Source organism: Pedobacter psychrotolerans (assembly GCF_004340665.1).
GTDB lineage: Bacteria > Bacteroidota > Bacteroidia > Sphingobacteriales > Sphingobacteriaceae > Pedobacter > Pedobacter psychrotolerans.
The window spans coordinates 669,568-691,079 of the sequence record NZ_SLWO01000002.1; the positions used below are offsets into that span (position 1 = coordinate 669,568).

The 21,512-nt window shown below is 36.8% G+C and carries 17 protein-coding genes and 2 tRNA genes; 8 read left to right on the forward strand and 11 right to left on the reverse strand.

Annotated features, from left to right (window positions below):
• Positions 1 to 70: 70 nt before the first annotated feature.
• Together EV200_RS06470 and EV200_RS06475 are read right to left on the reverse strand one after the other, a co-directional pair.
• Positions 71 to 144 (reverse strand) — tRNA-Asn (locus tag EV200_RS06470).
• Between the two features lie 87 nt (positions 145 to 231).
• Positions 232 to 305: transfer RNA gene (locus tag EV200_RS06475), tRNA-Asn, on the reverse strand.
• Positions 306 to 450: 145 nt separating this feature from the next.
• Between EV200_RS06475 and EV200_RS06480 the strand changes: the two genes are divergently transcribed.
• Positions 451 to 1,371 carry a PfkB family carbohydrate kinase gene (locus EV200_RS06480; RefSeq protein WP_132530300.1) on the forward strand — a complete coding sequence of 307 codons (921 nt, stop codon included), beginning with the start codon at positions 451 to 453 and terminating at the stop codon, positions 1,369 to 1,371.
• A 90-nt stretch (positions 1,372 to 1,461) separates the two neighbouring features.
• Here the strand turns inward: EV200_RS06480 and EV200_RS06485 are convergent, their stop codons facing one another.
• From EV200_RS06485 to EV200_RS06495, 3 genes are read right to left on the reverse strand one after another with little or no spacing between them, the layout of a single operon-like run.
• On the reverse strand, positions 1,462 to 1,695 hold the full coding sequence (locus tag EV200_RS06485; protein ID WP_132530302.1) for a cytochrome b5 domain-containing protein: 234 nt from the start codon (positions 1,693 to 1,695) through the stop codon (positions 1,462 to 1,464).
• On the reverse strand, positions 1,695 to 2,375 hold the full coding sequence (locus EV200_RS06490) for a lycopene cyclase domain-containing protein (protein WP_132530304.1): 681 nt from the start codon (positions 2,373 to 2,375) through the stop codon (positions 1,695 to 1,697). Before EV200_RS06490 ends, EV200_RS06485 begins: the two co-directional genes overlap by 1 nt.
• A complete protein-coding gene (locus tag EV200_RS06495; RefSeq protein ID WP_132530306.1) occupies positions 2,376 to 2,822 on the reverse strand; it encodes a hypothetical protein in 447 nt (148 codons plus the stop codon). It abuts the gene before it with no gap.
• A gap of 955 nt (positions 2,823 to 3,777) precedes the next feature.
• Between EV200_RS06495 and EV200_RS06500 the strand changes: the two genes are divergently transcribed.
• Together EV200_RS06500 and EV200_RS06505 are read left to right on the forward strand one after the other, a co-directional pair.
• Positions 3,778 to 4,080 carry a GIY-YIG nuclease family protein gene (locus tag EV200_RS06500; protein ID WP_132530308.1) on the forward strand — a complete coding sequence of 101 codons (303 nt, stop codon included), beginning with the start codon at positions 3,778 to 3,780 and terminating at the stop codon, positions 4,078 to 4,080.
• A gap of 564 nt (positions 4,081 to 4,644) precedes the next feature.
• Positions 4,645 to 6,126 (forward strand): phytoene desaturase family protein, encoded by a 1,482-nt coding sequence (locus tag EV200_RS06505; RefSeq protein ID WP_132530310.1) that lies wholly within the window; start codon positions 4,645 to 4,647, stop codon positions 6,124 to 6,126.
• A 397-nt stretch (positions 6,127 to 6,523) separates the two neighbouring features.
• Here EV200_RS06505 and EV200_RS06510 read toward each other — a convergent pair whose 3' ends face one another.
• From EV200_RS06510 to EV200_RS06520, 3 genes are all read right to left on the reverse strand, one after another.
• Positions 6,524 to 7,054, reverse strand: a complete 531-nt coding sequence (locus EV200_RS06510; RefSeq protein ID WP_132530312.1) for an RNA polymerase sigma factor — start codon at positions 7,052 to 7,054, stop codon at positions 6,524 to 6,526.
• Positions 7,055 to 7,180: 126 nt separating this feature from the next.
• Entirely contained in the window at positions 7,181 to 8,197 is a 1,017-nt protein-coding gene (gene murB / locus EV200_RS06515; RefSeq protein ID WP_132530314.1) for a UDP-N-acetylmuramate dehydrogenase, read from the reverse strand.
• Positions 8,198 to 8,273: 76 nt separating this feature from the next.
• Positions 8,274 to 8,750: a sterol desaturase family protein gene (locus EV200_RS06520; RefSeq protein WP_229676788.1), complete on the reverse strand. Its 477-nt coding sequence runs from the start codon at positions 8,748 to 8,750 to the stop codon at positions 8,274 to 8,276.
• A 129-nt stretch (positions 8,751 to 8,879) separates the two neighbouring features.
• Here EV200_RS06520 and EV200_RS06525 point away from each other — a divergent pair, with 129 nt between their 5' ends.
• The 5 genes from EV200_RS06525 (at position 8,880) to EV200_RS06545 (ending at position 16,388) form a co-directional block, all read left to right on the forward strand.
• Positions 8,880 to 9,485, forward strand: coding sequence for a TetR/AcrR family transcriptional regulator (locus EV200_RS06525; RefSeq protein WP_132530316.1), 606 nt, complete (start codon positions 8,880 to 8,882; stop codon positions 9,483 to 9,485).
• A 198-nt stretch (positions 9,486 to 9,683) separates the two neighbouring features.
• The gene (locus tag EV200_RS06530; protein ID WP_132530318.1) at positions 9,684 to 11,024 is read left to right on the forward strand and encodes a TolC family protein; all 1,341 of its coding nucleotides are present in this window, start codon (positions 9,684 to 9,686) and stop codon (positions 11,022 to 11,024) included.
• A gap of 2 nt (positions 11,025 to 11,026) precedes the next feature.
• Positions 11,027 to 12,094, forward strand: a complete 1,068-nt coding sequence (locus EV200_RS06535; protein WP_132530320.1) for an efflux RND transporter periplasmic adaptor subunit — start codon at positions 11,027 to 11,029, stop codon at positions 12,092 to 12,094.
• A 64-nt stretch (positions 12,095 to 12,158) separates the two neighbouring features.
• On the forward strand, positions 12,159 to 15,353 hold the full coding sequence (locus EV200_RS06540; RefSeq protein WP_132530322.1) for an efflux RND transporter permease subunit: 3,195 nt from the start codon (positions 12,159 to 12,161) through the stop codon (positions 15,351 to 15,353).
• A 138-nt stretch (positions 15,354 to 15,491) separates the two neighbouring features.
• Positions 15,492 to 16,388, forward strand: coding sequence for a hypothetical protein (locus EV200_RS06545; protein WP_229676789.1), 897 nt, complete (start codon positions 15,492 to 15,494; stop codon positions 16,386 to 16,388).
• On the opposite strand, the gene EV200_RS06550 is transcribed toward EV200_RS06545, so the two are convergent.
• The 3 genes from EV200_RS06550 to lpdA form a co-directional block, all read right to left on the reverse strand.
• Positions 16,378 to 17,577 carry an MFS transporter gene (locus tag EV200_RS06550; RefSeq protein WP_132530324.1) on the reverse strand — a complete coding sequence of 400 codons (1,200 nt, stop codon included), beginning with the start codon at positions 17,575 to 17,577 and terminating at the stop codon, positions 16,378 to 16,380. The two genes, EV200_RS06545 and EV200_RS06550, sit on opposite strands and share 11 nt — an antisense overlap.
• Before the next feature lie 144 nt (positions 17,578 to 17,721).
• Positions 17,722 to 19,242 (reverse strand): choice-of-anchor I family protein, encoded by a 1,521-nt coding sequence (locus EV200_RS06555; RefSeq protein WP_132530326.1) that lies wholly within the window; start codon positions 19,240 to 19,242, stop codon positions 17,722 to 17,724.
• A gap of 667 nt (positions 19,243 to 19,909) precedes the next feature.
• Positions 19,910 to 21,316, reverse strand: a complete 1,407-nt coding sequence (lpdA, locus tag EV200_RS06560) for a dihydrolipoyl dehydrogenase (RefSeq protein ID WP_132530328.1) — start codon at positions 21,314 to 21,316, stop codon at positions 19,910 to 19,912.
• Positions 21,317 to 21,512: the final 196 nt, after the last annotated feature.

Sequence of the window (21,512 nt, forward strand, 5' to 3'; positions counted from 1 at the left end):
TCAAATTCCCTATGCTTTAGAAAATAAAAAGCCCCACTCGGACGGAGTGGGGCTAGCTGATAAGAATCAGCTCCCTCTGCTGGGCTCGAACCAGCGACCCTCTGATTAACAGTCAGATGCTCTAACCAGCTGAGCTAAGAAGGAATTTATTCTGGTTGGTATTATATGTTTTGCTAAAATCATTTAGCAAGTTTGTCATAAAAAATCCCCACATCACTGTGAGGATTTTTGCTCCCTCTGCTGGGCTCGAACCAGCGACCCTCTGATTAACAGTCAGATGCTCTAACCAGCTGAGCTAAGAAGGAGTGCCGGTTGTTTCCCAAATCGAAGTTTTCAATACTTTTCAGCTTGCAAACCCTTGTTCGTTTTGGGAATGCAATATTAGGGCTTTTAAATTATTTATGCAATATTTGCAGTGAAAAATTTTTAAAAAAATTCAAATTAAAATATATGAGCCTGATAATCATAGGTACTGTAGCGTTCGATGCTATTGAAACTCCATTCGGAAAAACAGATAAAATTGTTGGTGGCGCTGCAACATACGCTAGTTTAGCTGCATCTTACTTCTATAATCAAGCAAAAATTGTTGCTGTAGTAGGTGATGATTTTCAAAAAGCAGATATAGATACCTTCACTAAACATGGAATAGATACCGAAGGCTTGCAGATTAAGGCTGGCGAAAAATCATTTTTCTGGTCAGGCAAATACCATAATGATATGAATAGCCGCGATACCCTAATTACAGAATTAAATGTGTTGGAAAATTTTGATCCGATCATTCCGGAAAGCTACCAGGACTGCGAATTCTTGATGTTAGGTAACCTAACCCCACAAGTACAGCAAACCGTGATTAAACGCCTTAAAAATCGCCCTAAGTTGATTGTAATGGACACCATGAACTTCTGGATGGATATTATGATGGATGATTTACTAGAAACCATTAAAATGGTGGATGTTTTAACCATCAATGATGCAGAAGCACGTCAACTTTCAGGCGAATATTCATTGGTTAAAGCCGCTAAAAAAATCCTGACGATGGGACCTAAGTATTTAATCATTAAAAAAGGTGAACATGGTGCTTTGTTATTTCATGAAGATCAGATTTTCTCTGCACCAGCATTGCCTCTGGCAGAAGTTTTCGATCCAACTGGAGCAGGCGATACTTTCGCAGGCGGATTTATTGGCTATATGGCTAAAGTAGGTACCATCAATTTTAATAACATGAAAAATGCCATTATTTATGGATCAGCACTTGCATCATTCTGTGTAGAAAAATTTGGAACAGAAAGGTTATTAAATTTAACAGACAAAGAGGTTGCGGATAGAATCCAGGAGTTTGTAAGCTTAAGCGCCTTCACTATTGAAGCTTAACCAATTTAAATAGCAATTGGAAAATTCCAATTGTAAGTGATTGCCGCAGATTTGCAGATATTGATGATCTGTACATTTGCGGCATTCTTGTTATATCATCTTAGCAACCGGAGTAAACTTCTCAAAAACGGCTTCGGTATGAGGCGCATCCTGCAGCTCATCAGTTAGATCCTGCCCTGCCCAATGCTCATAGTGCTTGCCGTTACGCCATAAGCGACTATCGGTCATATCATATATAAAACCTTTGTAAGCCACCCAAATCTGAGGTTTATCCTGTCCGTTTCGCAAAGCCAATTGCTGTTTGGTATATACAGGCAATTCCATTATTTAATCGCTCTGCTTTTAAACCATTCATATAAATAAATGTTCATTAGCAACAAGCTCATTAAATAGAAATGATCTTCAAAAGGAATAGTACCCACTCTGAAACTCAGGTTTTCCTTATTATTATAGATCACCACAGGTATTGCCGTCAAAAATCCATTCACGATATAAAATGGAATCAAAGCCACTAAATAAGCTCTGTAAAACCTAAACATAAAGCGAAGCTTACTATTAACATATTCCACATAGGCCAGCACTACAAACAGAAAACCAAAATTAATGACCGTATACCAATAGCGATAACCAAAGAAAAGAATAGCGATACATAAGCCAAGAAACAGATTGCTTAGCGCAAGACTATATTTCTGCAGTCCATTTTTCGGGAAGTATACATTTAAGCACTCATAGATAAAAACACAGGCATAAGGAATTGTTAAGAAAAAAAGAATCTCTTCTAGCGGTAACCCCCAAAGATTAATCCCTGTAATGTAATCTGGATTGAAAGACCACACGTTTAATTTCACAAAGAGTAAATCCCAGATCAAGAAAACAATGCCGGTAATTAATATTGCCGGAACAATAAATTTCCACTTACTAAAAAAATGAACTTTCTTATCAAAAGACAATACCAGAGGGAAGAAAATTACAGCAATATTGATGAGTAAATAAATGTAGTTCATTTAAACGAATTTTTTTAAGACTTTAACTTCTTCTGGCGTACAACGTTTACTTTCGATCATGAACTTAGCCACATTTTTAATAAGCGCCTGATCAGCATTACCAAAATTATCATGCTGATAGTGCTTAACAATTTGTTTGCGATCAAGGTTTAAATTTTTACTAAAACCCAGAAAGGACGGCGTGAAGTGTTCAATAGAAAAGCGCATGAAACGAATTTCCAAGTTTTCTTTATCCATATTAACAGCCTGTTGCATAGCTTTCTGCGATGCCTTTACATATTTTATCTTACTGTATGGATTCCAGGCATGTTTTGCTTTTAACGCTTCCAGTGTTCCAAGATAAGCAGTTGTTAAAGCCGTTTTGCCACTCAACTTATTTAATTTAACAAATAAGGAATCAGTTAATTTAGGATCTTCAACTGCCTTTACCAAATCGTTCTTAAGCACCGAAAGTTCTTTTGAAGATAACTGCGCATAACAGAAATTTACACTAAGAAGGAGTAGAAGAGATAATCGAAGTTTAAACATGGTTAATTGCAAATGTAATAAAAGGAAAGCAAATACATTGATTGATCAACATGCTTTGTTAGCACGCAGCAGATGAAACCTAATTCCTAAAAAAACTGATAGGCAGATGGAAATCAAATACAGCACCTTGTAGGTAGGGATTCTTCGCATTCTTTGTCATTCAGAGCGCCAGCGAAGAATCTGCACCCCATGAAACACTGACTTTCAATAAAACATAGAACAGATAGCCAGAGCCAGAGGGAGAAATTAATCAGCTGTGCCGTGTAGCTTAGGGATTCTTCGCTACGCTCTGAATGACAGACATGAAAGACCCAGCGGGAAATTGTCATTCAGAGCGCTAGCGAAGAATCTGTACCCCAATGAAACATTGACTTTTAATAAAACACAGAACAGATAGCCAGAGGGAGAAATTAATCAGCTGAGCCCTGTAGCTTGAAAATTCCTCGCTACGCTCTGAATGATAGATATGAAAACCTAGCGGGAAATTGTCATTTCAGAGCGACAGCGAAGAATCTGTACCCTATGAAACACTGACTATTAACAAAACAAATAACCATTAGGCAGAATGTTAATTAAACTGCTCAGCCCTGTAACTCAGGGATTCTTCGCTACGCTCTGAATGTCAGACATGAAAGACCCAGCGGAAATTGTCATTCAGAGCGCTAGCGAAGAATCTGCAACCCATGAAACACTGACTATTAACAAAACAAACAACCATTAGGCAGAATGTTAATCAAACAGCTGTGCCCTTTAGCTTGAAAATTCTTCGCTACGCTCTGAATGACAGACACGGGCAGGCCAGCAATAATTTTAACAAACCATTAGAAGAACATTTGCCACATGAACAAATCATTTAAAATAATTAATTTTATTAATGAACCACAACTACTTTGTTTACATACTCACCAACAAAAACAAAACTGTAATCTATACTGGTGTCACAAACGATTTGTACACCAGACTGAAACAACATATAGAAAACATTAATAACAGATACGCTTTCACAAAGAAATACAATTGCCACTTCCTTATATTTTTCGAACGTTACCAATATATTCAACATGCCATTGAAAGAGAGAAGGAAATTAAAGGATGGTCAAGGGCAAAAAAAAATGCTTTAATTGCATTAGAAAACCCAGACTGGAAGTTTCTAAATGAAGAAATCTTTTCAGAGTAGGATGACACTTGATCAAGATACACTTTGTCATTCAGAGCGACAGCGAAGAATCTGCAACCTATGAAACACTGACTTTTAACAAAACAAACAACCATTAGGCAGAAGGTTAATTAAACTGCTACGCCATGTAACTCAGGGATTCTTCGCTACGCTCTGAATGACAGATATGAAAGACCCAGCGGAAATTGTCATTCAGAGCGCCAGCGAAGAATCTGTAGCCCATGAAACACTGACTTTTAATAAAACACACAACCATTAAGCAGAATGTTAATCAAACTACTGTGCATGTAGGTTAGGGATTCTTCGCTACGCTCTGAATGACAGACCAACGAACAATTGTCATTCAGAGCGCCAGCGAAGAATCTGTACCCCAATGAAACACTGACATTTAATAAAACAAATAACCATTCAGCAGAAGATTAATTAAACTGCTGTGCCCTGTAGCTTGGATTCCTTCCTACGCTCTGAATGACAGGCAGTATTTACTAGCCTTCACAAATAAAAGAATTACATCTATATCATTATTATCCAAACAAAATCCCATAAAATCCTTTTATTTACATTATGTATAAAAAACCACAGATTGTAGTTATTGGCGCTGGTTTCGCGGGGCTTTCTGCCGCAGCTTTACTAGCAAAAAATGGCTGCGAGGTTACTGTAATCGAAAAGAATGAGATGGCTGGTGGCAGGGCCAGAATCTGGGAAAAGGATGGCTTTACATTTGATATGGGTCCAAGCTGGTATTGGATGCCAGATGTTTTTGAAAACTTCTATCAATTATTTAATAAAACAACCTCCGATTTTTACGAGCTCAAAAGACTGGATCCCTCCTACCGAATTTATTTCAACAAAGAAGATACCTTAAATGTACCGGCTACAACAGAAAAACTGTATGCACTTTTTGAAGAATTAGAACCTGGAAGCAGCAAAAGCCTTGACATATTTCTTCAGCAGGCGAAATACAAATATGATGTCGGCATGAATGAATATGTATTTAAACCGTCGCATAGCGTGATGGAATATTTTGATCCACGATTAGCCGTAAGTGGTATTAAATTACAGTTACTCGGCAATATGCGCAGGCATGTTTACAAACTTTTTAAAAACGAAAAACTAAGAAAGCTGCTGGAATTTCCGGTGCTGTTTCTTGGCGCAACGCCTCAAAACACACCTGCTCTTTATAGCCTGATGAATTATGCTGACCTTATTATGGGCACATGGTATCCGATTGGTGGAATGCATAAAATCGTTTCAGCCATGCAAACCATTGCCGAACAACAAGGTGTTAAGTTTTTATTTAACACTACTGTATCTAAAATTGAAGTAAAAGATAAGATAGCGAAAACAATCAAAACCGATAAAGGCAATTTTAATGTAGATTATGTAGTCGGAAACGCTGATTATCATCATATAGAGCAACATTTACTGGATAAACCTTATCGAAATTATGACGAAAAATATTGGGAAAGCAGAACCATGGCCCCTTCAAGTCTCCTCTTTTATATCGCTTTAAATAAGAAACTAAAAAATATTCTCCACCATAATTTATTTTTCGATCAAAATTTTGATCAGCATGCAGAAGAAATATATACTGATCCGAAGTGGCCATCTAAACCCTTATTCTATGCTTGCTGCCCTTCTGTAACTGACGATAGCGTTGCTCCAGAAAGCTGTGAAAATCTTTTCTTCCTGATTCCTGTAGCACCTGGTCTGGAAGATAGTGAAATCAAAAGAGCAGAATACTTTGAAATTCTGGCTGATAGATTCAGAGACCTAACAGGCAATGAGATCCGCGATGCTATTATTTTTAAAAGAAGTTACGCTATGAATGATTTCGTAAGTGATTACAATGCATTCAAAGGAAATGCATATGGCTTAGCAAACACTTTGAAACAGACCGCTTTCCTAAAACCAAAGATGAAAAGCAAAGTAACAAACATGTTATACACCGGACAATTAACGATTCCAGGCCCTGGAGTGCCACCTGCCATCATATCCGGACAAGTGGTAGCAAAAGAAATAATAAAAAAGTTAAAAAAAGCTTGACAAATTTAAAATTTCCCTTATCTTTATATCCACAAAACAAAAACACTGCAAATAACCTTTTAAACGCAATATTTTTCAAGGTTTGCATTTGTTTCGAAACGAAAGAGAAGGCGAATTGTTGAAAGTAAACATAAGAATCAACTAACCAAATATATGATAAGCAAATAAGGCCTGGTTTTTCCGGGCCTTTTGCTTTTAGCGAAAAAATCGTTATATTTTCTTCTCTTCTGATTATCATGTGTATTTAATGATACCACACTTTTAGCGTTAGTGCTATCGAGAGAATTAATGTATTGATACCATAATATCGCAAAGAACAATACAATAACAAAACCCAAAAAAGAGCAAAAAAAAAGTCCCGATTAACTCGAGACTTTAGTTTATAACTAGATGTAATTTAAGCCATTTCTGCAATGGCGATATCTTTAGAATATGTTTTCAAATATTTTTTCAGAATTCCCCTCGCTACGTGAATACGCGTTTTAACTGTTCCGATTGGAATTTCTAACATATCAGCAATTTCATGATATTTATATCCTTCAAAGTAACGAATGAATGGAACATAATATTCTTCAGGCAATTGTGAAAGTGCTTTATCAATATCACCCAATACAAACTTACTTTCCGCTTGATTTTTAGTCGCACTATAAGAAAGATTTGCTGAAGAGATATCTTCGCTTTGAGTAATTAAAGTATTTGTCTTCACCAAGCGACGATAGTTATTGATGAAAGTATTTTTCATAATGGTAAACAACCAACCCTTTAAATTTGTTCCTTCTTTAAACTTGTTATAATAAGTGATTGCTTTTAGCATCGTATCCTGAACAAGATCATTCGCATCTTCCGCATCTTTAGTAAAATTCAAAGCGTAAGATCTAAGTGAAACAGAGTGATGGTTAACCAGATGGTTGAATTCAAATTTTGTCATGATATTTAGCTTTAGGAGATTAAAACAAATGAATTGATGTTCATTTGCTGATATACAATCAAACTTAATACCAAAAATTATTGTTGTTGCTTTAATATCCTAAAACAACAAAAAAGTACATTTTCGTCACAGAATATTTACTTCGCGTTCAAGAGTGACTCCAAAAGTGGACTTTACACTGTCTATAATCTGTTCAGAAAATTGATACACTTCCGTGCCAGACGCATGCCCATGGTTAACTAAAACTAAAGCCTGATTTTTCCAGGTACCTGTTTCACCAACTCTTTTGCCTTTCCAACCACATTGCTCAATTAACCAACCCGCAGCGAGTTTAATTCTACCATCTGCCGTAGGATAATGCACCACATCAGGGTGTTGAGCCACAACATCGGCAAATTCATGTTTTTCTATGATGGGATTTTTGAAAAAACTTCCGGCATTGCCAATTGTAGAAGGATCTGGCAACTTACTTACCCGAATGTGGGCTACAGCAGCAGAAACATCTGCTATACCTGGGCTTTCAATACCACGATTCTGCAGCTCGGCCTCAATTGCGCCATAACTGGTATTTAGCTGAGCCTGCGATGATAAGCGAAAAGTAACTTTGGTAATAATATACTGTCCTTTAAATGCACCTTTAAAAATGCTTTCTCGATAACCAAACTGGCAATCTTCAAAATTAAAAGTTTTAATCTGACCGGTTTTAATTTCAAAAGCAGCACAGTTTTCAAATATATCTTTAAGTTCTACACCGTATGCACCTATATTTTGAATAGGCGATGCTCCAACAGTTCCTGGAATTAAACTCAGGTTTTCTACACCAGCAAAATTATTGACCACACAATAGTTTACAAAATCATTCCAAACTTCTCCAGATCCTGCTGTTACCAACACCTGATTTCCTTCGATTCTGGATTCAATTCCTTTGATGCTCATTTTCACCACTAAGCCATCAAAATCCTGCGTAAACAAAATATTGCTCCCCCCACCAACGATTAACCGTTTTTGATTACTGAAAAGTGGATTTTGAAACAATTCATTCAAATCGTTTTCTGTTTCTATTTCAGCAAAATAGTGTGCGTTAACATCAATAGCAAATGAGTTATAAGGCTTTAATGAAACGTTTTCTAAAATCTGAGGCATGGTATTGTGGTGTTAGGCTGCAAAAGTAAAATAAAAATTAACTATGTTAGAAGTGCCTTCGATAATAATAAAAGACCTACTTCACTAAGCTTTTTTTAACAAATAGCAATCCAAATGCCTTCCCCTTTTCTTTGCGTTGATTTTTATGGTGAATTTTATGCGCCTTTCTAACCATTTGCAGATAAGTATTATTGCTTTTAAAAGTTTTAAATCTTCTATGCACAAACCAATCGTGAATCACGAAATAAATGATGCCATATAAAGTAATACCGAAGCCAATAAAAAAGCGATAACCAAAATGCTTTCGATCGAGATACATTAGATATAAAGAAAGTGCAGCAAAAAGTAAGGCGAATAAATCATTCCACTCCAAAAAAGAATGCGATTTTTCATGATGACTTTTATGCAAGAACCACAACGGTCCATGAAATAAGTACTTATGGATAAACCAGGACAGACATTCCATCACAATGAGTGTACACAATGTGATTGAAATCCCAAATATAACATGCATCATTCTTAAGTTATTGGTTTGTAAATATATATAAATCATTTAAAACGCAAATTGATTGTCATTCATATGTCAGTTGTCGAACGTTATGATGGTCTGCTGATTAAGAAATGAAAATTTAAATCTAACTTTGACTAAAATATAAAAAAAGTCAGAAAGTAAAAAAGTAAAATGATTGTAGCTGATAAAAAAAGAGAACAAATTATTGACGGAGCGATCAAACGTTTCAGCCATTTTGGTATAGGTAAAACCACCATGAATGATATTGCTGAAGATCTTTCCGTATCTAAACCCTCTCTTTATTATTATTTTCCAGATAAGAAAAGTTTGATAGTTGGTGTAATAGAAAAGGTATTTACAGACTATTTTGACTTGTTAAAAAAGAAATGCAATCCAGAAGCCTCTTTAGAAACTGTTTTATTTCAAACGATCGAGATTAGAAATACCTTTTTCATGAAATATTTTATGTTAAGAATCTCAGAAGGACTGCCTGATATTTTTAATGATGACTCCATGAAGAAGAAACTGACAGCACTTAAAGATTCGGAAAAAGTTTTTTATGCAGAGATTTTTGAAAGGGCACAACAGAAGGGTGAGATTAAACATGAGAATATGTCGCACGTAGCAGAGCTCTATCTGGAAAGTTTGATGGGTTTAACCAACATGTGCATTATGGAGCTGGGTAAAGATTTACTTCCTGATAAAAAAGCTGTGAATAAAATGAAACAGAAACAGAAAGATCTCTCTTTAATTTTCGCCAAAGGATTAGGTTGCTAGAGAATAAGCGGAAAGACCAAAGCTAAAAGACTAAAGCGGAAAATTAAAAGACTAAAGCTAAAAGACAAAACTGAAAAGCTAAAAGTCAAAACCTTAAGTTAAACTAAGGATAAATTGAGCAAATAAAAATAATTGGTTTTATTATACCAACAGAAAAATAGTAACAGATAGGAACCCTAAAACAAAAAACAATACATTATGCTTAGAGTAAAAATGGTAAAATTGATGCTCGTCCTGATGATCGGCATGGCTTTACCGCAGTTGGTATCTGCTCAGCAGCAGATTACCCTTAAAGAAGCGCTAACCTATGCGCTCCAGAACAATACCAATATTCGTAAATCGAAATTGGATATTGAAAGTGGCAGATACAAGGTTCAGGAAGTAAGGGCACAGGCTTTACCACAAATTACAGGTAATGCAGGCATAACCTACAACCCCATTATCGGCCAGTTGGTTGCAAATTTTGGTGGTCAAACACAAGCGATTAAATTAGGGCAGAACTGGAATTCTTCTGCTGGTGTACAATTTTCGCAACAGTTATTTAACCAACAGGTTTTTACCGGCTTGCAAGCTGCAAGATCAAGTGAGGAATATTATAACCTGACTTCTCAATTAACAGAAGAGCAGATTATAGAACTGGTAGCCAACAACTATTATCAGGTATTGGTAAACAGAGAGCAACTCAGTGTGATTGATACCAATATCAAAAATGTTAAAGTGGTAGAAAAAATTGTGTCCAATCAATATCAAAATGGTTTAGCCAGAAAAATTGATGTAGATCGGATCAATGTTAACCTCACCAACTTAACTACCCAAAGAGAGCAAACAGTAAATGCCATTACTCAATTAGAAAATCAATTAAAATTTTCAATGGGTATGCCTGTTACAACTCCTATTGAGTTACCAAAAGCAGAGTTGACAAACGTATCTCAATTACCGGAATTTGCAGAAACTATTGATTTTGGCAACCGTACTGAAGTAAAATTATTAGATACACAAGATAAACTTTTATCTCTTCAGCGGAAGGCTTATGTAGCTGAATACTACCCTAGCCTATCATTAACTGGAAATTATACTTATTCAAGCCAGAGCGATGGTTTTGATTTCCTTTCTTCAAATGCAGCAGCGATTGGCTACGGTGCATCAGCGATTGGTTTAACCTTAAAGGTTCCTATTTTTAATGGTTTTCTAACCCGTTCAAAAGTCCGTCAGGCAGATGTGGAAATCAGAAAAGCAAAAGAAGATAGAAAAGAATCTACGAATTCACTAAATTTAGCTTACGAGAATGCAAAGATTCAACTTCGTAATAACTTAAACACGATTCTTTCTCAACGTAAAAATGCCGAACTGGCACAAGAAATTTATAAAAGCACACAGAACAATTACAATAATGGCTTAGCGACTTTAACTGATTTGCTGGATACGGAAAACTCCCTCACTCAGGCACAAAACAGCTATAACCAGGCACTGCTAAACTATAAAGTTGCCGAAATTCAATTAATCAAATCAAACGGAAATATTAAATCGCTAGTACAATAGAAATGAAAAGAATAATTACCATAATTGTCATTATTGTTGTTGCCCTGGGTGCAATAGCCTATGTTTTAACCAACAATAAGAAAAAGAACGAGGCCAAAACGGCCTACATTGCCGAAGGTGGTGGTGCAGTTGCCGTACGTGTGGCCACTGTAGAGAAAAAAGTTGTTGATGTAGATTTTGTGGCGAACGGAAACTTCGCACCGAAACAAGAATTGAACTTCTTATCAGAAAATGCTGGTCGTGTAACCAGAATTTATGTAGATGAAGGTGATAAAGTAACTAAAGGCCAGCCATTAGCACGCCTGGATGCAGAAATCATTAATACAGACAGAGAAACTGCTGAAGCTACTTATCAAAATGCAGTTAGAGATGAAGCCAGATACCAAAGCTCATTTCAAACCGGAGGTGTAACCCAACAACAATTAGATCAGGCTAAGCTGTCTACCAGAAATGCAAAATTACGTCTGCAGGCTTCACAAAGAAAGTTAAGTGATGCAAATATTAAATCTCCAATTAATGGTATCGTAAACAAAAGATACATTGAAGTTGGTGCATTCGTAACTGCACAAGGTACACAGTTATTTGAACTGGTTGATGTTTCTAAACTGAAGCTTAAAGTAAATGTAAACGAATCTCAGGTAGCGAATATCAAAATTGGCGATCAGATCAGTATAAAATCAACCATTTTCCCTAATGAAAAATTTTCTGGCAGAATTACTTTTATTGCACCTAAAGCTGATGCAACTTTAAATTTCCCTATCGAAATTGAAGTAACCAACAATACTAAAAACAGTTTAAGAGCGGGTATGTACGGCACTGCTGTATTTAACTTCCCTAAACAAGCACCAAGTATCCTGATCCCACGTACTTCTTTTGTAGGTAGTGTAAGCAGCAATCAAGTATTTGTTTATGATAAATCTAACAACAAAGCTAAGGTACGTAAGGTAGTTTCAGGACGTATTTTAGGCGATAATGTGGAAATTATTGAAGGCTTAAATGAAGGTGAAGCCGTAATTACCAGTGGCCAGATTAACTTAGCTGAAGGTACTGCTGTAAGCATTGTTAAATAAGCTGAAAGTCTAAAGTCATTAGTCAGAAAACGCGGTGGCCAAACCACCAGCATAAAAAATAAAAATGAAAATAACAGACATTTCTATAAAGAGGCCCTCGCTGGTAATTGTGGTTTTTACCGCACTTACGCTTCTGGGGCTATTGAGTTACTTTTCGTTGGGTTATGAATTATTACCAAAATTCTCAAACAACGTAGTATCCATCTCAACCATTTATCCAGGCGCTTCTCCTGCCGAGGTAGAAAATACCGTAACTAAGAAAATTGAGGATGCGGTATCATCCTTAGAGAACATTAAAAAGATCAATGCCGTATCATTCGAAAGTTTATCAACAGTAACCATTACCTTAACGGATGCGGCCAATGTTGATCTTTCCTTAAATGATGCGCAAAGAAAGATCAATGCGATTCTTTCGGATTTACCAGATGATGTAAAAACACCTTCATTAAGTAAATTCTCGTTGGATGATTTACCGGTAATTACCATGACTGCATCTGCAAATATGGATGATGTGAGTTTCTATGATTTAATAGATCAGCGAATTTCACCAGTAATCTCAAGGGTAAAAGGTATTGCACAGGTTAACCTTGTTGGTGGTTCTGAACGTGAAATTCAGGTTTCTTTAGATGCCAATAAATTACAAGGCTACAATCTGGCTGTTCCTCAGGTTCAGCAGATGATTTTAAGTTCTAACCTTGATTTCCCTACAGGAAGCGTTAAAACTGAAAATCAGGATGTCTTAATCCGTTTATCTGGTAAATACAGAAGCATTGAAGAACTTCGAAATTTAGTATTAACCACTTCCAAAGGTGGCACTCAAATTCGTTTAGGCGATGTAGCTGATGTACAGGATTCACAAAAAGAAACTGAAAAATTAGCACGGATCAACCGCAAGGCCTCCATCGCTATCCAGATTATTAAACAAAGTGATGCCAATGCCGTAGAAGTAAGTGAAGGCGTACACGCCATAATTGAGAAACTTAAAACCGAATATGCAGCGAACAAGCTTGATATTAAAATTGTAAATGATAGTTCCATTTTCACACTGGAATCTGCTGATGCCGTTATTCACGATTTAATCCTGGCCGTTGTTCTGGTAGCCTTTGTAATGCTATTCTTCCTGCACAGTTTGCGTAATGCATTAATCGTAATGGTTTCTATCCCGGCATCATTAATTGCTACGTTTATCGGGATTAGTTTATTTGGCTTTACCTTAAACTTAATGTCTCTGCTTGGTCTATCCCTCGTGGTAGGTATCCTGGTGGATGATGCCATCGTGGTTTTGGAAAACATTCAACGCCACATGGAAATGGGCAAGAATAAGGTACGTGCAGCGTCAGATGCAACTCGCGAAATCGGTTTTACCGTAGTATCCATTACCATGGTTATTGTGGTGGTATTCTTTCCGATTGCTGTAAGTTCAGGGCTGGTATCTAACATTTTACGCCAGTTCTGTGTGGTGGTTATCATAGCAACATTGTTATCATTGGTCGCATCATTTACCATTGTACCGCTACTTTTCTCTCGTTATGGAAAGTTAGAACACATTGAAGGTAAAAACATATTTGGTCGCTTTATTTTATGGTTTGAGAAACAACTTAAAAAATTCACCATCTGGATTACCAGCGTTTTAACATGGTCATTAAATCATAAAAGAAGAACCATTGCCGCTGTAGTGGTATTGTTTGTTGCCGCTATGTGGTTAGCTGCTGCAGGTTTCATCGGATCGGAATTTTTCCCTAAATCAGATAAGGGTGAATTTTTGGTGCAGATTGAACTACCAAAGGATGCGCCATTAGAACAGACTAACTTTTTTACCCAAAGAGCAGAAGCTTTCTTAAGCAAACAGCCGGAAATTACTCAGTTGATTACAACCGTTGGTCAGGCCAGTGGTGATATGGGTGGAACACAGGCTACAGCATACAAATCTGAAATAAACGTAAAGTTGGTTGAACGTGATAAACGCGAAGGAATGTCTTCTGATGTATTTGCTACCAAAATGAGTCGTGCATTAGCAAAAGAGTTAGTTGGAGCGAAAGTAAAAACAGTGCCGATTAGTATTTTGGGTATTGCAGAAAATGCACCTATTAGTTTAGTGGTAATGGGCTCCAATTTAGATAGTGCATTAAAATATGCAGAGGGTGCTCAAAATGTGCTTAAAACTATTCCAGGAGCAACAGAGATTAAATTATCAGTAGAAAAAGGTACACCTGAAATTAATGTTCAGGTAGATCGTGATAAAATGTCGGCTGTTGGTTTAACCTTATCTACTGTAGGTTCTACCATGCAAACTGCTTTTGCCGGTAATACTGACGGTAAATATAGAAAAGGAGAATATGAATACGATATCAACATTCAATATCAGGATTTTAACAGAAAAAATATTGATGATGTACGTAATCTTATCTTCGTAAACGATCAAGGTGCGCAGATTAAATTATCGCAGTTTGCAAACATTACAGAAGGCTCGGGTCCTAGCCAGTTAGAGCGTTTCAATAAATCTACTTCAGTATCTGTTCAGGCACAATCTATTGGTAGGCCAACAGGAACAATCGTGGCAGATTTTAAATCGAAATTACTGGAAATGCAAAATAATGGTAAGTTAAAAGCTCCGGTTGGCGTAAGTTATACATGGGGTGGAGATGAAGAAAACCAGGCAGAAGGCTTTGGTACTTTAGGTATTGCATTACTAGCCTCCATCATTTTAGTTTACTTAATTATGGTAGCCTTGTACGATAGTTTTGTTTATCCTTTTGTGGTAATGTTCTCGCTACCATTGGCCTTGATTGGTGCATTCTTAGCGTTGGCCCTAACCAATAATTCAATTGGTATTTTCACCATTTTAGGATTTATCATGTTAATGGGTTTGGTGGCGAAAAATGCGATTATCCTGGTCGATTTTACCAACCAGATGAAAGCTGAAGGCAAATCAACTATTGAAGCGCTGATTTTAGCTAACCACGCACGTTTACGTCCAATTTTGATGACCACAATCGCCATGATTTTTGGTATGCTTCCTATCGCGCTGGCAAGTGGCGCAGGTGCAGAATGGAAAAATGGTTTGGCTTGGGTTATTGTTGGGGGTTTAACCAGTTCGTTATTCTTAACGCTGATTGTAGTGCCCGTAGTTTATCTAATTTTTGATATCATTTTAGAAAAACTTGGTTTTAACAAAAAAGGAAAATCTATTGATGAGCTAATGGTTGAACCATATGATCACAAAGATGTATTGGAATACGATATAGATGCTAAACATTAAAAATAAAGATTAACAATTAATTAAGGTCGCCTTCCCAAAGGCGGCCTTTTTTATGCGCTTATACAAGATCTGGAATGGCTATTCTAACTTACAAAACTTTAGCACAAATGATTATTCCAGATATAAAATCCAGTATAAATGATTCTGTATCAAACAAAATATTATTCAACATTGTATATTAGTGATATGTTTAAAATTGTCCTATCCCTCATTTTAATCAGCGCTTCGCTTTTAGTTAAAGCCCAACATCCACCTGTTTTTGATGCGATGACCAGCGACTCTTCTTTTATTAAAGTATCCGATCTTGATATTTCACTGGTAAAATACAGTTACAAACCCAATGGCGTAAAATTTTTAGTGGTCCATGATAATGAAGACACTGGCGTAAAGGCAGGTTTTGATTATATCCGCTGGTATGGCGGAGAATTGATTGATAGTCAATATGGTGGCGTTAGAGATTATACCTTCACTTATATGGACGATCCTTATCGCATAGATCCGAATGCCATTTATACTGAAACTGGTGTAAAAACCCGTCTAAAAAAAGATGCATATAGTTCTAATGAGGTAGAAAAACTTATTCTAAATGCAGGGAAGCAAATTGTAGACTTCTATAATCCAAAGGCGACAGGTTATTTTTTAACCTTACACAACAATGCAGATGGTGGCTTTGGAATCTCATCTTACCTCCCTGGCTACGATTTATCCAGCACAGCAGATTCTGTTTTCATCAACTTTGAAATGGATGGGGATGACCTCTTATATGTAACTGAACCCAGATTATTTACGAGTTTAAAGAAGGCAAACGTAAATGTGATTTTACAATCTAAATTTGCCGAAAATGATGGATCATTATCAGTTTATGCCATGATCAATCACATTCCTTATATTAATGTAGAAGTTCAGCACGGGCACTTAGAAGAAAATTTAAGATTGATAGAAATTGCCGTTGCTACACTTAAAGAACATGGTTTAATTAAAAAGGATTACCTGCCTGTACAAAAAGATACCTTAGGGAAAGCCACTACTCAATAGCCTTCATTTTGGTAACCAAAAAGCTTACCAGTAGGCCGAAGATACCAATCACAGCATAAGAATATTGAAGGCTGGATAGTGCAGAAATATAACCAATTAAAGGCGGCCCCATTAAAAAACCAAAATAACTTACACTGGAAACCATCGCAATGGCAATTCCGGGCGCTACTTTCCCATTTTTACCGGCCACACTGTAAACTGTAGGTACGATACTAGAAACACCTATACCAACTAACATAAAGCCAATAGTTGCCGTTACCACATATGGTAGAAATACAGAAATGAACATTCCTGTTGAGATAATTAAACCACTGATTTGAATGGTTTTTTTCCTACCGAGCTTCGCTATAATTCTATCACCAATAAAACGGCCTGTAGCCATCATAATCATAAATGATGCATAACCCAGAATAACCAGTGAGGTTGGTGCTTTCACAATTTCTTTAAAATAAACACCACTCCAATCAAACATGGCCCCCTCGGTTGCCATACTGCAAAACCCAATAATACCCAGCTGCAAAAGAGAACCTTCTGGCATGGTAAACAATTTCGGTTTTCGCTCTGTTTGTGCACCTTTACCAGGTACAAGATGTTTATGATTTAAAAACACATTAATCCAGATAAGGAAAGTAATGATCCAAAAATGGTAGTAAGGAATTAGATGCAGATTTACCATTAATAAACCCACCAAGGCACCAGTAAAACCTGCAATGCTCCATGCACCATGAAAGGAAGTCATAATTGGTCGGCCGAAAAGTTTTTCTGCCTCAGAACCTTGTGTATTTACGGCAATATTGCACATATTACCAACAACACCAAACATAAAAAGGAACACCGCTAAATGCCATGGTGCGGTAGCCAAACCTAAATTACCTAATGCCAGTACGTATAAAGGTGCCGTGATGGTTAATATTTTCTTACTCCCATACCTAGTAACCAATCTACCAGAAATGGGCATGGTAACTAACTGACCTAATGGCAAGGCGAGTAAAATACTTCCTAGTTGACCATCAGATAAATTCAGGGAATGCTTAATATCCGGAATACGGCTTGCCCAGGATGCGAAGGCAATTCCCTGACCAAAGTAAAAAAGTGAAACGGCTAATCGAATTCTATTTGGAGAGCTTTTGGCTAATACAGGCTGATCATCTGTTTGAATATTTTCCTGACTTGCTTTAATTTCTTCCAAATTACTAATTTTTATATGAACGGGTAATACTACTGCAAAGTTCCTTAAATCAATTGAAAAAGTAAAGAAATATTATCATATAGATATCAATTAAACCAAAAAACCCACCAAATGGCGGGTTTTTAATAGACAAGATGGATGTGATTATATCTTATTCGGCTGATAGAACTTAACCATTCCATCACCTTCACTGGCTACAACCAGCATGCTTCTACCATTCGGACTATCTTTTGGTTTTACGAATAACACTCCCTCTGGCGCATCGCCAGTGGCAAATAATTGCACAAATACTGGAGATGTTGGTGTAGTAATATCATAAACCGCAATCAAATCTACTCTTTCCATCCCAATAAAAGCAAGTGTTTTCCCATTCACAACAGCAACAGTCACACCCTCAACTTCTACCCCTTTATTATCAGAACGTTCATCATCATATTTACCTGCATCAATTACATGTTGCTCTAAATCTTTACCAATATTGGCAACTAACGCACCAGTACTGGCATTCAAAATGCTCAAACTTCTTCCGCCAGTGGCATAAAGCTCATCATAATCTCCATCGCCGTCGGTATCACCAAAAGCTTTGGTTACAGTTAGCCTTCCTAAATTTGCATCTAGCTGAAGTGTTGCCGCCGTTGGAAATTTAGTTGGATCAAGCTTTAAACTTTTAACTCTTGCTTCTTCGTCATATCCTTTCCAGGCCCTGGTATCACCTTCATTAGCCAAAGCCAGATAAGAAGTTCCACCAGTAGTGAAATAGGAAATGGCATCAGGAAGATAGAATGCCTTGATTGGCCAGGTTCCTAAAGCGATCTTACTATCTTTATCACTTACATCGAAAGCATTTTCAGCTAAACTAATATCTCTGGTTCCTAACGGATTGATTTTGGTGATGGTTCCAGAAACGATATCTATTTCAGCTACGCCGTTATTCTCCTGAAGGGTTACATAGGCTTTTTTTGAATCGCTACTTACGGCGATATATTCAGGTTCGATATCCTGAGCAAAACTTGCATTGGGTCCGTAGATTCTAAAACCACCAGCCACCAAGGTTGCTTTCTGTGATTCGAAAGCGGCGAAATCTAATGTTTTAACAGAATAATTATCTTTAATATTGATGATGGAAATGGTTCCCTTTGGATCAACTTTATAATCATCACTAGGCTCACCTTCGTTTGCAGAAAGGATATAATTTCCATCCGGACTAAACGTAACCATGTCTGGCATGGCACCAACAGTAATTTTTTTAACTTCAGATAAGTCTGTTGTTTTTAAAACCACTACATCGCCATTGCCTTGTTTATCAGCACCATCTAATGCAATGGCCAATAAACCATTATTCACGACAACACTATTGATCCCTGCATTACTATTAAAACTAATGGTTTTTAATTTTGTAACCGTTGGATAATTGGTTAGATCTACCACTTCTACCTTCGCACCACCTTCATTACTTACTACAAACAATTTTTTGGTTGATGGATCATAAGCTGAAATTTCTGCCGATGTTTCTCCACCTAAATCAATAGAAGCAGTTTCCTTAAAGCTGGCTATATCTTCGGCAACGATCGGTTCTTCTATATCTATTGGTTCTGAAGTTTTTTTACAGGCAGTGATTGCCATCGTAGCCATTAACAGGGCTACGAAGAGTTTTTTACAATTCATGATTTATTTTATCTGATCTGCAAAAATAATGGCGAATCAAACGCAAATAAATCATTGTATGTTATCATATTATTAAATTAAACACATAAAAAACCTGCGAGGTTTGGAAAGTTTTATCAAAAAGATGCTGAAATAAATTCAGCATGACGAGCCTGCTAACACGAAGTTTAACCTATCGGTTGGTGTCTCACCTCAGTTGTTCGGAAGATGAATAGTAGTTTACTTTATACAACTATGAGGGAAACTCCCTTCTTAATTTAGGAGGGGCAGGGGTGGTTAACCATTCAGTAGCAGTTTTCAATTGACAAATCATATCTTCCGAACACTTATGGTGTCTCACTAACCGAAAACTTCGCAGTTTGCCCTGCGCTCGTTTCTAACGAGTGCATAATAGTTTTACGATTGTATCGTAAATGCTTAAAAACATAAAGCATTGATTAACAACATATAACCTTAAATACAGTTTCATATTTACATGCTTGTAAGAAACGACCATGGACGTAAATCAAGCTGAAAGAGAAATCTGAAAGACTAAAGTAAAATGGAAAAAATGTTAAACCAAAAAAAAGCCGATAATTTCTTATCGGCTTTTGTAATATTTCCTTAATTTAATTTATTTAAAGTCTTATCAAAAAGATGCTGAAATAAATTCAGCATGACGAGCATATTAAATATGAATTGCTCTATTTTCAGTAGCTGCTAATGCAGCCTCTTTCAACGCTTCTGTATAAGTAGGGTGAGCATGGCAAGTACGGGCAATATCTTCAGCTGATGCACGGAATTCCATCGCAATCACAGCCTCAGCAATCATATCCGCAGCACGTGGACCAATCATATGTACACCTAAAACTTCATCAGTAGAAGCGTCAGCCAAAACTTTAATAAAACCATCAGTATCCATGCTTGCTTTTGCACGTCCGCTGGCTTTGAATGGGAATGAGCCTGCTTTATATTTTGTTCCTTTTTCTTTTAATTGCTCTTCTGTTAAACCAACAGAGGCAACTTCAGGCCAGGTATAAACCACACCTGGAATTAAATTATAGTTGATGTGTGGTTTTTGTCCGGCGATAGTTTCAGCAACATAAGTTCCTTCATCTTCAGCCTTGTGCGCCAGCATTGGTCCGGTAATTACATCGCCAATGGCATATACACCTTTAACCGAGGTTTCTAAATGTTCGTTTACCGGAACTTTTTTACCTCTTTCTTCTATCGTGATGCCAATTTTATCTAAACCTAAACCTTCAGTATAAGCTGTGCGGCCAACAGCAACGATACAGTAATCAGCATCAAGTGAGATGGTTTCACCTTTTGGAGTTTCAGCAGTAACTGTTACGGTTTCACCATTGTTGGTTGCGCCTGTAACTTTATGTCCCATATAAAACTCCATGCCCAGGTTTTTCTTTAAAACACGTTGAAGTTCTTTACCCAAACTGGCATCCATAGTGGCAATGATGGAAGGCAAAAATTCTACAACAGAAACTTTCGTCCCTAAACGTGCGTAAACCGAACCCAACTCTAAACCAATTACTCCGCCACCAATCACAACCATCGATTTTGGAACTTCTTTAATATTTAAAGCTTCAGTTGAGGTAATGATTCGTTTTTTATCAATCGGTAAAAATGGCAACACCGTTGGTTTTGAACCAGTAGCAATAATCACGTTTTTAGCAGATAATGTTTCAGTAGAACCATCAGCCTTCGTAATTAAAATGGTATTTTTATCTACGAATGATCCCACTCCTTCAAAAGAATCAATTTTATTCTTTTTAAACAAATAGGTAATACCAGCAGTATTTTGTGCAACCACATCATCTTTACGGGCAATCATCTGAGGCATATCAACCTGTAAATCTTTCAGGTTGATCCCGTGGGTAGTAAATGTATGTGCAGCATTATGAAAATGCTCTGATGAATCTAATAGTGCTTTAGATGGGATACAACCTACATTTAAGCAAGTACCTCCAAAAGTTTTATATTTTTCAATAACTGCAGTTTTTAAACCTAACTGAGCACAACGGATTGCGCCAACATAACCGCCCGGCCCTGAACCGATAACAACGACATCGTATTGCATAATTTCTTTAGAATTTTGATTGTTCAAATGTAGGCAAAAAAGGCGGAAAGGTGAAGGATCAAGCACTTAAACGCAAAACCCGGAAGCAAAATTTTACATTGAAAACGTATTGTAAACGGCCATCTCCTGTTTAATTTCTTAGATCATCAGAAAAGAGATAAACATTAACCAACAAAACAGGATTCGATTTAAAACG